This window comes from Curtobacterium sp. C1 (assembly GCF_021049325.1).
In the GTDB taxonomy this organism is placed as follows: Bacteria; Actinomycetota; Actinomycetes; order Actinomycetales; family Microbacteriaceae; genus Curtobacterium; species Curtobacterium citreum.
In genome coordinates, this window is record NZ_CP088076.1 from 517,528 (window position 1) to 529,566 (window position 12,039).

Annotated in this window: 22 protein-coding genes; 20 read left to right on the plus strand and 2 right to left on the minus strand. The window is 68.5% G+C overall.

Translation table 11 applies throughout. The features are described from left to right. Nucleotides 1–63: 63 nt before the first annotated feature. A complete protein-coding gene (locus LQK89_RS02565) occupies nt 64–705 on the plus strand; it encodes a DUF4406 domain-containing protein (protein ID WP_231050077.1) in 642 nt (213 codons plus the stop codon). Between the two features lie 35 nt (nt 706–740). Here the strand turns inward: LQK89_RS02565 and LQK89_RS02570 are convergent, their stop codons facing one another. Then, nucleotides 741–1,319, minus strand: coding sequence for a hypothetical protein (locus LQK89_RS02570; RefSeq protein WP_231050078.1), 579 nt, complete (start codon nt 1,317–1,319; stop codon nt 741–743). Between the two features lie 214 nt (nt 1,320–1,533). Beyond that, nucleotides 1,534–1,869 (minus strand): hypothetical protein, encoded by a 336-nt coding sequence (locus LQK89_RS02575; RefSeq protein WP_231050079.1) that lies wholly within the window; start codon nt 1,867–1,869, stop codon nt 1,534–1,536. Nucleotides 1,870–2,016: 147 nt separating this feature from the next. Between LQK89_RS02575 and LQK89_RS02580 the strand changes: the two genes are divergently transcribed. From LQK89_RS02580 to LQK89_RS02670, 19 genes are all read left to right on the plus strand, one after another. Continuing rightward, nucleotides 2,017–2,463 carry an HNH endonuclease gene (locus tag LQK89_RS02580; RefSeq protein WP_231050080.1) on the plus strand — a complete coding sequence of 149 codons (447 nt, stop codon included), beginning with the start codon at nt 2,017–2,019 and terminating at the stop codon, nt 2,461–2,463. Continuing rightward, entirely contained in the window at nt 2,463–2,777 is a 315-nt protein-coding gene (locus LQK89_RS02585) for a hypothetical protein (protein ID WP_231050081.1), read from the plus strand. The genes LQK89_RS02580 and LQK89_RS02585 overlap by 1 nt, the downstream gene beginning before the upstream one ends. Then, the gene (locus LQK89_RS02590) at nt 2,777–3,535 is read left to right on the plus strand and encodes a hypothetical protein (RefSeq protein WP_231050082.1); all 759 of its coding nucleotides are present in this window, start codon (nt 2,777–2,779) and stop codon (nt 3,533–3,535) included. Before LQK89_RS02585 ends, LQK89_RS02590 begins: the two co-directional genes overlap by 1 nt. Then, a complete protein-coding gene (locus LQK89_RS02595; protein ID WP_231050083.1) occupies nt 3,532–3,918 on the plus strand; it encodes a hypothetical protein in 387 nt (128 codons plus the stop codon). Before LQK89_RS02590 ends, LQK89_RS02595 begins: the two co-directional genes overlap by 4 nt. Then, complete coding sequence (locus LQK89_RS02600) at nt 3,915–4,145, plus strand: hypothetical protein (RefSeq protein ID WP_231050084.1); 231 nt, start codon at nt 3,915–3,917, stop codon at nt 4,143–4,145. Before LQK89_RS02595 ends, LQK89_RS02600 begins: the two co-directional genes overlap by 4 nt. A 1-nt stretch (nt 4,146) precedes the next feature. After that, nucleotides 4,147–4,674, plus strand: coding sequence for a single-stranded DNA-binding protein (locus tag LQK89_RS02605; protein ID WP_231050085.1), 528 nt, complete (start codon nt 4,147–4,149; stop codon nt 4,672–4,674). 14 nt (nt 4,675–4,688) lie between these two features. Further along, complete coding sequence (locus LQK89_RS02610; protein ID WP_231050086.1) at nt 4,689–4,940, plus strand: hypothetical protein; 252 nt, start codon at nt 4,689–4,691, stop codon at nt 4,938–4,940. After that, on the plus strand, nt 4,937–5,311 hold the full coding sequence (locus LQK89_RS02615; protein WP_231050087.1) for a hypothetical protein: 375 nt from the start codon (nt 4,937–4,939) through the stop codon (nt 5,309–5,311). The genes LQK89_RS02610 and LQK89_RS02615 overlap by 4 nt, the downstream gene beginning before the upstream one ends. Beyond that, the gene (locus LQK89_RS02620; RefSeq protein ID WP_231050088.1) at nt 5,308–5,571 is read left to right on the plus strand and encodes a hypothetical protein; all 264 of its coding nucleotides are present in this window, start codon (nt 5,308–5,310) and stop codon (nt 5,569–5,571) included. Before LQK89_RS02615 ends, LQK89_RS02620 begins: the two co-directional genes overlap by 4 nt. Next, nucleotides 5,568–6,332 (plus strand): hypothetical protein, encoded by a 765-nt coding sequence (locus LQK89_RS02625; protein WP_231050089.1) that lies wholly within the window; start codon nt 5,568–5,570, stop codon nt 6,330–6,332. Before LQK89_RS02620 ends, LQK89_RS02625 begins: the two co-directional genes overlap by 4 nt. A gap of 502 nt (nt 6,333–6,834) precedes the next feature. Next, nucleotides 6,835–7,302: a hypothetical protein gene (locus tag LQK89_RS02630; RefSeq protein WP_231050090.1), complete on the plus strand. Its 468-nt coding sequence runs from the start codon at nt 6,835–6,837 to the stop codon at nt 7,300–7,302. After that, on the plus strand, nt 7,299–7,700 hold the full coding sequence (locus LQK89_RS02635; RefSeq protein ID WP_231050091.1) for a hypothetical protein: 402 nt from the start codon (nt 7,299–7,301) through the stop codon (nt 7,698–7,700). Before LQK89_RS02630 ends, LQK89_RS02635 begins: the two co-directional genes overlap by 4 nt. Then, the gene (locus LQK89_RS02640) at nt 7,697–7,897 is read left to right on the plus strand and encodes a hypothetical protein (protein ID WP_231050092.1); all 201 of its coding nucleotides are present in this window, start codon (nt 7,697–7,699) and stop codon (nt 7,895–7,897) included. Before LQK89_RS02635 ends, LQK89_RS02640 begins: the two co-directional genes overlap by 4 nt. A 1,023-nt stretch (nt 7,898–8,920) precedes the next feature. Further along, a complete protein-coding gene (locus LQK89_RS02645; RefSeq protein ID WP_231050093.1) occupies nt 8,921–9,415 on the plus strand; it encodes a hypothetical protein in 495 nt (164 codons plus the stop codon). 26 nt (nt 9,416–9,441) lie between these two features. After that, the gene (locus LQK89_RS02650; RefSeq protein ID WP_231050094.1) at nt 9,442–9,657 is read left to right on the plus strand and encodes a hypothetical protein; all 216 of its coding nucleotides are present in this window, start codon (nt 9,442–9,444) and stop codon (nt 9,655–9,657) included. 159 nt (nt 9,658–9,816) lie between these two features. Next, nucleotides 9,817–9,984 carry a hypothetical protein gene (locus tag LQK89_RS02655; protein WP_231050095.1) on the plus strand — a complete coding sequence of 56 codons (168 nt, stop codon included), beginning with the start codon at nt 9,817–9,819 and terminating at the stop codon, nt 9,982–9,984. A gap of 238 nt (nt 9,985–10,222) precedes the next feature. Next, a complete protein-coding gene (locus LQK89_RS02660) occupies nt 10,223–10,768 on the plus strand; it encodes a hypothetical protein (RefSeq protein WP_231050096.1) in 546 nt (181 codons plus the stop codon). 55 nt (nt 10,769–10,823) lie between these two features. Then, nucleotides 10,824–11,351: a hypothetical protein gene (locus tag LQK89_RS02665; protein WP_231050097.1), complete on the plus strand. Its 528-nt coding sequence runs from the start codon at nt 10,824–10,826 to the stop codon at nt 11,349–11,351. Nucleotides 11,352–11,580: 229 nt separating this feature from the next. Continuing rightward, the gene (locus tag LQK89_RS02670; RefSeq protein ID WP_231050098.1) at nt 11,581–12,033 is read left to right on the plus strand and encodes a hypothetical protein; all 453 of its coding nucleotides are present in this window, start codon (nt 11,581–11,583) and stop codon (nt 12,031–12,033) included. Nucleotides 12,034–12,039: the final 6 nt, after the last annotated feature.

Genomic DNA, 12,039 nt, shown 5'->3' on the forward strand with positions numbered 1-12,039 from the left:
TGGCTGATCGCGCTCCCTTACCTGACGCCGCCCCTATCGCTGAACAAGCGGTACAGCCGACGCGTGCAGCACAGCATCACGAAGCGGGTCCGCCGCGACGCGATGCTGCTCGCGAAGGCGCACCACATCCCCGCGCTCGGCGCCTGCCGCGTCACCCTCACCTGGTACGTGAACACGCACCACCGTCGCGACGCCGACAACATCGTCGCGACGCTAAAGCCCCTCTGCGACGGCCTCGTGGACGCTGGCATCGTCGAGGACGACATCCCCGCGCTCATGGATAAGCCGACCCCGCGGATCGTCTACCGCGCGGGTCAGCCCGCCGCGCTGACGCTCCTCGTCGAGCAGACCGCCCCGCACGGCCCGGTCCCGCCGAGCGCCGGCACGACGCTCTACATCGCCGGGCCCATGGCGGGCCTGCCCGCGAACAACTACCCGGCGTTCCGCGCCGCGGCCGACGAGCTCCGCGCGTCCGGCTTCCGCGTCCTCAACCCCGTCGACAACGAGCAGCACAACCCTGGAGGGGAACAGCAGCCGTGGGAGTGGTGGATGCGGCGCGCGCTCCGCATGATGCTCGACGCCGACGGCGTCGCACTCCTCCCTGGCGCGCAGAACTCCCGCGGCGCAGCGCTCGAGCGGCGCGTCGCCGAAGCTCTCGCGATGCCGGTCCGGCACCTCGACGAGTGGATCGAGGTTGCAGCATGACACTGGAACGACAATGCCCTTCGAGGGCGGCTGAGCTACGCCGTCGGAGAGGGACGATGGGGCGGGTCCCCGGCGTCAGTGTGCGCGGTCTCGTCCTGCGCAGCTGCGGCCGGCTCGGCATGCGTCGATTCGTCCTCGTTCGGTGCAGCACGATCCGACATGGCTTTGCCGGCTCCTGTCGCACCCGCCGCGGCTGGGCTTTGCTCCGTATTGATCGCCTGAGTGTTCTCCGTCTTGGCGTCGACCGACTTCGGAAGTTCTACTGCGCTGTCGCCCGCTCCGGCGACGCCTGCTTCATGCTTGTCACCATCGTCCGTGGTCGCGGCAGGCTTCCGCCGATCACGAAGATCGATAGCCAGCATTACGAGGGAACCGCCTGTGCTTACGGCCCCGAGGAGCCATAAGCTCCCGCCCGCAAGGCCCGTCATGGTGTTCTCTCCTGCAATAACGAAAAGCAGCAGGATTGTCGTCACGACAAAGTTGCCGAAGTGGACGACGAGATTCCCGGTGCTCGTTCTCTTGCGGCTCTCGAAAGACTTGATGATGAGTGTTGCGACGAAAAGTGCGGCAACGAGCCCGACAAAAGTGACGGCGATATCCGTGTTGAAGTTCACGGATCGGAGCATAGCGGTAGATGAGGCCGTCTCGGTATGCGACGGCGGGCGGAAGCAGTGATGTCGACTGGCTATGGCCTGCACCGGCGCGCGATTCTGCGGGCTGAGGTAGCTCTTTCAGAGGCCGGCGAGTGCTCTCTCCGTAGCGACGGCGTCGGCCTGAGCTCTAGGTCGCCGACGCGGATGTGGTGCCCGCGAGGCGCCACATGAGAAGTCAGTCTCGATGAGCACGCAGGGCCTCGAAATATCTGTCGACAGCCTGGCCGCCGACTTCTGCGGCTATCACCAGGAAGAAGAGCGCAGTGCTCGAGGTGACGTACACCGCCTTGGCATCACGAAGTGCTGATTCCTGCGCCACGGCTTCGACGCAGAACCAAATCGCCAGCAGTGAGCTAGCGACGATCACCATGGAGAGGACAATGCGCAATACCTCTAGTCGTGCACGCGACATGCTTTTGATGACCACAGGCGAACGCTTCTCGAAAGCGAAGACGAGCAATCCGATCGGGATCAGCGTGGCGATCAGTGCTGCACCGTCGGTTGAGATCACGGGCGAGAGCGTATCGAGGGTTGCAGGGAGGCGGCCGGCTATTTCGGCGAGTGTCGTCGTCTGGCCTCATCTCGCGATGGCTTGGGTCGCTACGTCGTGCCGCGCGGTCGTCCTCAACCGCGGGCACTACAAAGCGAAGGCAGCCGTATGAAGAGTCGCGGATCCGATCCGACGCCGGCGATCCGGATGGGCGTCTACGAGCGTGATGGGCACCGCTGCGTGTCCTGCGGCCGCCACGATCTGACGTTCCAGCACCGGCAGGCCGTCGGCATGGGCGGCTCGAAGCACCGGCCCCGCCTCGACCAGGGGCTAGCCGCCTGCGGCACCTGCAACAGCCGCTATGAGGCCGACCTGCATCAGGCCGCGCTCCGCTTCGGGTGGAAGGTACCCCGCTGGGTCGAGCATGCCGGCCTGGTGCCCGTCTTCGTCCCCGCCGAAGGTCGCTGGTACCGGCTCGCGCACACGTGCGCCCGCCGCGACCACGTCACGCACGCGGAGGCGATGCGGATGATGCACGAGGTCTACGGCGACGACTACGTCGAGGGCGCCGGTCTGCGGCCGTTCCCCGGCGCACCGATGGGACGGGCCGCCTGATGGACACCGCCTACACGTACTCCGCCCGCGGGACGCTCGAGCGGATCGCGATCTACGCGCCGCCCGAGTTCGTGCCGCCCCTGTCCGTGACGCTGACGCGCGACGGCGTCGAGGTGCTGTTCGTGCGCCTCTCCGACGTCGAGCTGCTCTGCGGCAAGGTCCCCGGCGTCGCCGGCGAATGCCGGACGCACGAGTGCCACCGCACCGTGATCGGGGAGTGCCAGTGCGGCCGACACCGCGGCCTCCTCGACAACGACCCCGACGACCACCGCCCGCGCGTGCAACTGCGCGCCGTGCAGGCAGGAGAGACCTGATGAAGAAGGACACCCGCCTGTGGATGAAGTTCCCGATCAGCTTCCCTGACCACCCGAAGATCCGTCCCCTGTCCGACGCGGCCTTCCGCGCGTTCGTCGAGCTCAACGCCTACTCCCGCGAGCAGGATCTCGACGGCCGCGTCCCGATCCGCGCCGCGAAGGCGAAGTGGAAGGTGCGGGCGCTCAAGGAGCTCGAGACGAACCATCCCGAGCGCCCGACGCTGACGATCGACGGCGACGTGTACGTCATCCACAACTACGCCGAGCACCAGGACACGATCGAGGATCGCGAAGCGCGCGAGGCACGGAACCGAACCAACGGGGCACGCGGAGGCCGACCGAGGAAGAACCGAACGGAAACCGACTCGGTTACCAACTCGGGTACCGACCCCGAACCGGGAAAAAACCAGAGTCAGAGTCAGAGTCAGAGTCAGAAACCCCTGACTGACGTGACTTACCTTCCTGAGTCAAGTCCCGTAGGTGACCGTGCGCACCCGAGGACTGACCTGTCCGAGGAGATCATCGCGGAAGCGAACCGAGCCGGGGTCCCCGACCTCGAAGCGGTGCTGGCGATCCTCGAGCCGATCGTCGGGCCACTGAACCCGCGGCACGGCGTCGAGCTCGCGAGGGTCATCCTCCGGAGAGCGAAGTCGCCGGTGCGCGACCCGACGGCGTACATCGCCCGGGCAGCGGAGCGACGCGACGAGATCGTGCACATCGCGGTCGACGTCCTCGACCTGCCGGGGGTTGCGGCGTGACCGGCGACGAGCACCCGGTCGACGAGCACGACGTCGCGTGGGCGAACTTCGTCGCCTCCCTCGACCCGGTCGCCCTGCAGCGCGAACTCGCACGGCCCGGCGACCTCAACGCCGAGCGGTTCGGGTCCCGTGAGCATCACGAGATGGTCCAAGCGCACGACTGGCTCAAGCGGGACCGGGCGGCGACGGCGGCCATGACCGAGGCGGAGCGGTTGCAGCGGCGGCACGACCGGCAGGAAGCCGACGCGAACCTCACGATCGCCCGGCACCCGCAGCCGGTCGTCGTGCCAGAGACGGCGCGGGAGCGCAGTGACATCGAGGCGGCCATCCGGACGTACTCGCAACGACAGGCGGCAGCAGCCGCAGAACGGACAGCAGCATGACCAGCAAGAAGCCCCAGCCCGCAGTCGGCGACGTGTTCGAGGACCGGCACAGCAACGAGCGGAACCGACGGCTGCGTCTCGTCGCCGAAGCGCAGCCGGACTGGAAGGGCCGTCCGCGCTTCACGGCGGAGACCATCAGCAACGAGGCGCGCCCGCACCTCGTCGGCAAGACGACCACCATCGCGGCGCACTCGCTCCGTAACGGATTCACGAAGGTCGAGGGCTGACATGGCCGGCGAGACCGTCATCAACGTCGTCGGCAACCTCACCGCGGACCCCGAACTGCGGTACACGCAGAACGGCCTCGCGGTCGCGAACTTCACGATCGCGTCGACCCCGAAGACGTTCGATCGGCAGACGAACGAGTGGAAGGACGGCGACGCGCTGTTCCTCCGCGCGAGCTGCTGGCGCGAGTTCGCCGAGCACGTCGCCGGCAGCCTCACGAAGGGCATGCGCGTCCTCGCGCAGGGCCGCCTGGTGCAGCGCACCTACCAGGACCGGGACGGGCAGCAGCGGACCACGTTCGAGCTGCACGTCGACGAGATCGGCCCGTCGCTGCGGTACGCGACCGCACAGGTCATCCGGGCGGCCGCGGCGGGGCAAGGCGCGCGCGGCGGCCAGTCGGGTGCGCAGTACGGGCAGCAGGTCGACCACTCCGTCGCGGGCAACGCCTACGCGGGGGAGCAGCGGCAGTCCGGCGGGCAGGCGCAGGACGTCTGGTCGCAGCAGCCGTACGACGACGAGACCCCGTTCTGAGCAGGAGGACGACCATGACCAAGAACAGCACCCGCCTCGCCGACCACGAGCTCGCGAGCGAAGGGGCGCCGTACCGACCGGGGACACGACGAGGACAGCACACTCGTGCCCGTGATCTCGGCACCTACACCGTCGCTGGGACCGGCTACGCCCTCTGCAGCTGCGGGGCACACTCGGACGTCCTCACCAGCGGTCGGCAGCGGAAGGCGTGGCATCGCGAGCACAAGGCGTCCGTGCTCCTCACTCGTCAGGCGGAGGAGCGGTGAGCCGCCCGAACACGCCGCCGACGACCACCGCGAGCGGCGGGCGCCGCATCACCGTGAAGCGGCACTGCGACCGCTGCGGGCGGGAGGTCGGCGACGCGACCGCCGACGAGCTCGACGCCGCCGTCGCGGGAGCGCCGCTGCCGGACGTGACCGAGGAGTGCGGGTGCCGCGCCGCGGCCGCCGCGGTCCTCGTCCTCGCCGACCATGCAGAGGCCGGCGTCGAGTACATCGCTGACCTCTCACACTCCCGGGTCCTGTTCCGGTGCCCGTGCGGTGCAGACTTCGAGGCGGAACCCGGCGCGATGGCGGTGGGACTGCAGGTCCACCAGATCGACGTCGTCCGCGATGCGATTCGGGAGGCCCGAGGATGAGCCGGGAAGGCGGTGCCGTGGACGGCGTCGAGCTGCTCTGCGAGGACTCGCACGGCACCCCGCCCCTGCAGGTCGTGTTGAAGTGCCCGAAGACCGCCACGTGGTCGCACGTGTGCCGGTCCTGCCGGCACGTCACGCTCCTCTGCGCGCCGTGCCACATCGCGCGGGTCGTCGTCGCGCTGTGGAACCCCCACGTCTGCGTCTGCGGTTCGACCGGCACCCCCGAGGTGTCCCCGCTCTACCCGGAAGGCTCATCATGACCACCGCACCCGTCCTCGCGTTCGACGGCGCGACCAGACGCGGAACGGACGAGGTGCTGCCCGCGGAGCACGGCCGGTTCTCGACGCCGTTCTGGTCCCGCTGCCGGGCCCGCCTCACGATCGTCCCCGACCTCGTCGAGCACGTGCTCTCGCTCAGCACCGTGCACGGCGGGGGAGCGGGCGACCGCGTCCAGACCAGCCGCGACGCACCCTTGCCCTTCAACGAGACGGCCTACGACGACGCCAACACCCTGTACGTGCTGGTCGCGTACTGGGCGGCGGCGTTCTCGAAAGCGCTCGAGACCGACGACAAGCCGCGCGTCACCGGCTGGGTGAACGACCGCGGCCGCGTCGTCGGCCTCGCCGCGGACGTCACCCCGGAGACCGCCCGCGAGGTCACCGGCCGCGTCGCCGACTGGCTGCTGCTCCACCTCGAGGGGATCCTCAACACCGACCCGCGCCGCGTCGTCGCGTTCGCGCACGACCTCGAGCTGGTGCAGCAGCTCCGGTCGCGGTGGCCGGCGGAGGAGCGGCCGGTGTTGACGGACCTGCCGTGCCCGATCGACCGCGGGTGGATCGTCATGCACCCGCCGCGCGTCGCGGGTGGTGCTCGCCGGTACGAGTGCGAGTCGTGCGGGCACCTGATGATCCAGTCGGAGTACGACGCCGCGGTGTCGGCGGCCGCCGATAGCCTCCGGGCGTCTCGGGTGGCGCAGCACCTGACCCGAAAGTACGGCGGCACGCTGTACCCCAGACTGTGAGGTTGCACACGGGCGCGACACTCGGATGAGGGGTATTGCGCTCCTGAACCATTGAGCGATACGCTCGACGCGAGGCGAGTGCTGCACCCACCGGGTAGCCGCAGCACCAGAGCATCGAAGGGTCGGAACCACACGGTTCCGGCCCTTCGTCGTTCCCCTCCCGGTCCTGGTCCTCCGTGCGGTGTGGTCGCTCACACGGACCCCGTCGACTGCCGCGGTAACGGCAGGAGGGCGAGCTTGCCGGCTCAGCGACCCGTGAGAACCGCGAATGAACCGGTCGAGCACCCCGAGGGAAGCGCGCGCGGCAGACCCCGGGGTGCTCACCCCCAGAACTTCCCCGTGCCCGCCGACACGCACCGCTACCGCACACGCCGCGACCGGACAACCGCAGCCAGCCCCGCTGCACTCGTGACCGCCCTGAGCGGCAACGTCCTGGTCGTCGCCCGCGAACCACCGCACGCGGCGCGAGCACGGGGAACCCTCACCCGACAAGGAGACACGCATGCCGTCGACGACGACCCGCCAGCGCCGCACCAGCGCCCCCGCCGTGTTCGGCGTCGGCGCGGAGCCCGTGACCGCCGAGGCGATCGCCGCGGACGCGACCGCGATGGTCCCCGTCGAGGGGCTCGACCAGATGATCAACATCGCCCGGCAGCTCGGTACCTGCGTCCTCCGCGTCGCGATGCCCGCCACCGCCGCTGCGCAGACCGAAGCTGGCGAGCCCTGGTACGTCGTCCGCGGCGCCCGCATCGAGGGCGAACGGTTCCTCCCCCTCGTCGGCTGCAACGCCGCCGGCTACTACCTCCTTGCCGTCGACGGCCGCATCCAGCCGGCCACGGCCGCGTTCCTCGAGCGGTACGTCATCGACGGGACCGCATACCTGACCGAGGCGGCGATCTGCAACATCCTCGGCGTCGTCAAGCGCGTCCACGACGTCGCCGCGACGCTCGGCGAGGCGATCGCAGCATGAGCGCCGACAACCTCACCGCGCTCGAGGAGCAGCACGGGTTCACCTTCGGCGGCGACCACGCCACCGACGGCGCACCGGCTTCCCTCGCGCTCGTCTGCACGAACCTCCGCTGCCCGAACCGCGGCCAGCACGTCCAGCTCCACGCCGACTCCGTCCTGCCCGCCAACTGCGGTGGCTGCGGCAGCGTCGTGCACTGCGACCACACCGACACGACCACCGCCGAGCACCACGAGGGCACCCTCCGGGAGCCGCGCCGCATCGTCCGGACCGTCTGCACCGCATGCGGCACCGAGCTCCACCGCGACGAGCGGAGCCTCGCGCCGATCGCGGTCGAGGACATCCCCCTGCACCTGCTCGGCGGCGTCAACCTCGACGCGATCGCCCGGGAGCAGCCGTGAAGGCACCCGACACCGTCACCGTCCCCGTGAAGGTGTGGATGCAGGTCGGCGACACCGCACCCGTCGTCGTCGCCGCGTTCGACTCGTCCGCGACCCTCACCCTCGGCAAGGCCGAGCATCACGGGGACCACATCACCACCCCGCTCTTCGTCTTAGTGCAACCCGGGCGCTGCCTTCGCGATTGTGATGTTCCCTGAGCTCACCCCTGCACGCCGAGCGGCCTCGACTCCGAGGAGCCGAGGCCGCGCGGTCCGTGCATTCGTACTGTCAGTACAGAACGTGGATCGCGTGCAGCCAGTCGAAGACTGCGTAGGCTGCCTGCCCGAATTGCACGGCGCCAGTGAAAACGACAGCCGCGCGTACGAAGCGCTTCGCAGCGTTCGTGTACTTCGCGTGTCTGGCGATTTGGGCAACCAGGCAAGTTAGTACGGTGGTACGGTTGTGACACAGCGGCCCGCAGGGGGTGCTGTATCGAGAGGATGCGTCCAACGCGTCCTCCTTCCCGCCAGGGCAACGGCCGACTTTGGACGGCTGACCGTTGCACCTGGCTATCAGCGCAGACCCCGACTCGTAAGAGTCGGGGTTTCTGCATCCCCGGGACTTTCCCGGTTAGACCCAGACTACAGCCGGTTACGAATTGGCGTCCTGTCCACAAGTGGAAGTGTTACAGCCGTGTAGTTCCCGGTCGGGCTCTCCACAGGGTGTGCAATTCCGTCGAGGCCCATAGTTCCGCCTCTGTTCGGCCTTCCACCGACACTTATCCACACGGGTGTGATGTCGCTATCCACATGTGTGGAATCAGCTCGTCGGCGTGTCGCGAATAGGCCTTCCGGTCCATCGGTGGCATAGTGCCCCGCTTGTCTCCCCGAGGCCAGCAAGATCCCGGAGCCTGGCCGGTCAACAGGTAGGCGCAGGGATCACAGATCCGCTGCGATGCTCGCTGCGAGCAGAGAGCGCCGACACGCAGCCCGGCTGCCCCCGGTCAGAGGGCCTCGACTTCCCGAAGGGAACACCCATGCCGCTCAGCGTCGTGCACTGCTCGATCTGCCACGGCAGCCGGGTGCTCCGCCCCTCCGGCTTCTACACCTGCACCGTCTGCGACCGGCCGGCCCCGGTCGGCATCGCACCCTGACCGGTCACCATGCGGCTCCCGGACGACCCGTACCTGTCCGCCCACCGCGTCCGCTCGAACCGGCGACCCGAACCGACGGAGGCCCCCGATGCTGACCGGACAGATCGGCCTGATCCCGCACCCGCCCGGCTGGGTTGAGCACGCGATCGAGACGGTGACCCGCTCACCCGTGCACCACGTCGTCGTCGCCGTCTCCGAGAACCACGTCGTCGGCGCGGACCCCGCCGGCGCGACCGTGCACCGCGTCTCCGACTACCCGGACGCCGTCTGGTCGCACTTCGGCCTCACCGACCAGCAGCGCCACGCGATCGCCGACTGGGCGACCGGCCACGTCGGCACCCCGTACTCGTTCCTCGACGACGCGGCGATCGGCGTCGCCCTCCTCAGCGGCATCCCCGCACCCCGGTGGGTGCAGAAACGCCTGTCGTCGGACCGGCACCTGCAGTGCGCGCAGCTCGCCGACGCCGCGTACCTCGCCGCCGGCCTGCACCTCTTCGACGACGGCCGCCTCCCGGGCGCCGTCTACCCGGGCTCGTTCATCCACATCTGGCAGCAGCACGGCTGGTGGCCGTCCGCCGACTGACCACCGACCACTCACCGGAGGCAACAGTGAGCAGCAACACCAGCAGCACCCGCAGCGGGGGAGTCGGCATCGTCGGCCTCCTCACCGTCGCGTTCGTCGTCCTCAAGCTCACCCACGTGATCGCCTGGTCGTGGTGGTGGGTCCTCGCACCCCTGTGGATCAGCGCCGGCATCTGGGCCGTCGTGTTCCTGGTCAGCATCGTCGTCATCGCGATCGTCGCGTCGTCGCACCCGCGCCGGTAGCCGTGCGATTCCCCGTCGGCTCCACCGTCACCTACCGACGTGAGGCGTGGCAGGTCGTCGGGTACCGGGACCACACCCGCACCCTCCGCTCCCTTGACGGCTCCCGCACCATCCACGAACCCGTCGACCGTCTCCGCCCCGCACCGTAGGGAGGCCACCGTGAACAGCAACCCTGTCTACGACCGCGTCTGCGCCGAGCACGGCGTCGAACCCATCCGCTCCCGCGACTCACGCAGGACGGTGGAGGCGATCACCCGACTCGTGCACCGGTTCGCCCGCGGGCTCCTCGGCATCGGCGTCCGCCGCGACTACGCCCTCGCACGCTGATGGCTGACCCGGGCAGGGTGTTCTACGAGATCGCCCGGAACCTCCTCGACGAGCAGTGGCGCGCCGTGTACGTCGAAGAGCTCGGCGATCGTCGGAACGCTGAGGCGAGGGTCTTCGCTGCCAGCCGCACGAATGAACGCCTCGGTCGCTCGAGTGGGCACCCGTCTTGACCGGCGAGCCGGCCTTCCGGTTGGCAGAGTAGGCGGGGGAGTGACCTGCACTCGGCTAGCGTGCGTGCATGAAGATTTCTGAGGTCGATGCTCTCGTCGATCACATCGCAGCACTGCCCTCCCGCTCCGCCTGGACGATCAGCGAGGCTGTCCAAGCGGTGTTTGTGGGCAACGGCGACAGTCTGCATCGGGAGGTCCGGAGAAACCTCCTCGGTTCGGCGGTGCCTCTGGTGCGCACGGCGGAGCGGATCATGTACGCCGACATCGATGTGAACTTCGCCTCTGAGTCGGAAGCGACGAACGAGCGGTCTCTTCGAGGAACGGCGACCATCGTCACCGACGATCTGCTGATCGCACTGCAGATGTCGGCGGAGTCCGGACCCGACGCTTACATCGTTGCGCAGAACGTCGACTCCAGCGCGATCGCGGTACGGCGTTCCGACATCCGGAAGGTCACCTTCGAGGGAGTGCGCACCCAGCCCACTGACGCAGCGGAATCAGAGTGGCGGCCCAACGGTTCCGTCACCCTGCACATGCGGGAGGGGGAGCCGATCAAACTGGAAGCGTTCCACGGTGCCCCGTTCGCCGATCTCGGGAACCTGCTGTCGCTCTGACCCCATGCACGTGCACGACCCCATGGACGACAGAGGCTCACGGTAGCTTCAGCGCATGTTGAACACTTCTCTGACGGACGTCGGCTCATCGATCGCCACGACCGCTCTCGACGACGGACACACGGACCTCGCTCAACTCGTCCGAGCGATCCACGGGCGCACCAGCCAGTACGGCGCGGAGCAGATCATCGCCGCGGTCGTCGAGCCGGTAACGGCCTGGATCCCGGACGCGTCGGAGGTCCGCTACCTCGATGTCATCGCGCAGCCTCAGGACCGTCGACTGTGGATCAAGGGTGAGATCCGGGTTGTGACCACGAAGCTCTTTGTGACGGCGACGTTTGCGACTTCATCCAACGTCGAGCAGGGCCCCCGAGTCGACGTGCGGGTCCGTCGTCGCGCCGACGTCCGCAGCGCGCACCTATCCGAAGTGTCGTCACGTGACATGTACCGGCCGTCGACGTCGTGGCCGTCTGACGGGAACCTCGTCTTGTCAGGAGCAGAGGGTCTGCATTTCACCCTGCCCTTCACGCCGCTCCGCGGTGCTGACCTCTGGAAGCTCCTACCGGACCTCCTCCCCGCCTGAACCGATGGCGCCGGGGACGGCGATCCCCTGTCCGCTTGCCGCATCGGGCCAGCCGCAATCGGATCGGCAACGAATGGTCTGCACGGGGGCGTCTAGTCGCCTGCAGGAGGGTCAGGGCGCATCGGCCTCCCGACGATTCGGGTCCGCTGCGAGGCCGATGCGTCCGCATCATCATGTTCGCGCTGCACAGTGAGACTCCAAGGTCGGTGCCCTCCACCACAATGGGCTGATGGACTTGACTGGCCTCGCGGCGATACTCGCGCTCCCAGCGGCCTTCATCGTCGCGGTGGCCGGGGTAGCCCGCGAACGGACGCTCTTCAAGCGGTGGGAGCGCACCGAGAAGATGCTCGCCGAAGGATCCCTGCACAGCGACCAGAAGCAGATGATCGAGAACGCTCGGGATCACCTCGCTGAGCGAATCGCCGTGCTTGAGCTGCAGCCTCGCATGTACGAACTCCTGGCAGGCGCGCTCATCCTCGGCGCATTCGGGTTGTTCCTCGTGCTCGCGCTGTTCTCGGATCAGGATGCGAACCCGTGGGGAAATCGCGGCTTCTTCGAGGGACTCGGCTGGGTCCTGTATTGGCTGGCCTGTATCGCAATCACCGCCCGCAGCATCGCTCGGGCCCACTGGGTCGGGAAGAACCGCCCACGTAACTACCGTCGGCCGAACTACTTCTTCTGAGTCGCG

What these genes read in the sequence shown, in the direction of transcription:
- LQK89_RS02590 (WP_231050082.1), top strand. Translation starts at nt 2,777, where the DNA reads ATGAAGAAGGACACCCGCCTGTGGATGAAGTTCCCGATCAGCTTCCCT.
- LQK89_RS02600 (WP_231050084.1), top strand. Translation starts at nt 3,915, where the DNA reads ATGACCAGCAAGAAGCCCCAGCCCGCAGTCGGCGACGTGTTCGAGGAC.
- LQK89_RS02605 (WP_231050085.1), top strand. Translation starts at nt 4,147, where the DNA reads ATGGCCGGCGAGACCGTCATCAACGTCGTCGGCAACCTCACCGCGGAC.
- LQK89_RS02620 (WP_231050088.1), top strand. Translation starts at nt 5,308, where the DNA reads ATGAGCCGGGAAGGCGGTGCCGTGGACGGCGTCGAGCTGCTCTGCGAG.
- LQK89_RS02645 (WP_231050093.1), top strand. Translation starts at nt 8,921, where the DNA reads ATGCTGACCGGACAGATCGGCCTGATCCCGCACCCGCCCGGCTGGGTT.
- LQK89_RS02635 (WP_231050091.1), top strand. Translation starts at nt 7,299, where the DNA reads ATGAGCGCCGACAACCTCACCGCGCTCGAGGAGCAGCACGGGTTCACC.
- LQK89_RS02625 (WP_231050089.1), top strand. Translation starts at nt 5,568, where the DNA reads ATGACCACCGCACCCGTCCTCGCGTTCGACGGCGCGACCAGACGCGGA.
- LQK89_RS02665 (WP_231050097.1), top strand. Translation starts at nt 10,824, where the DNA reads ATGTTGAACACTTCTCTGACGGACGTCGGCTCATCGATCGCCACGACC.
- LQK89_RS02585 (WP_231050081.1), top strand. Translation starts at nt 2,463, where the DNA reads ATGGACACCGCCTACACGTACTCCGCCCGCGGGACGCTCGAGCGGATC.
- LQK89_RS02580 (WP_231050080.1), top strand. Translation starts at nt 2,017, where the DNA reads ATGAAGAGTCGCGGATCCGATCCGACGCCGGCGATCCGGATGGGCGTC.
- LQK89_RS02670 (WP_231050098.1), top strand. Translation starts at nt 11,581, where the DNA reads ATGGACTTGACTGGCCTCGCGGCGATACTCGCGCTCCCAGCGGCCTTC.
- LQK89_RS02630 (WP_231050090.1), top strand. Translation starts at nt 6,835, where the DNA reads ATGCCGTCGACGACGACCCGCCAGCGCCGCACCAGCGCCCCCGCCGTG.
- LQK89_RS02660 (WP_231050096.1), top strand. Translation starts at nt 10,223, where the DNA reads ATGAAGATTTCTGAGGTCGATGCTCTCGTCGATCACATCGCAGCACTG.
- LQK89_RS02610 (WP_231050086.1), top strand. Translation starts at nt 4,689, where the DNA reads ATGACCAAGAACAGCACCCGCCTCGCCGACCACGAGCTCGCGAGCGAA.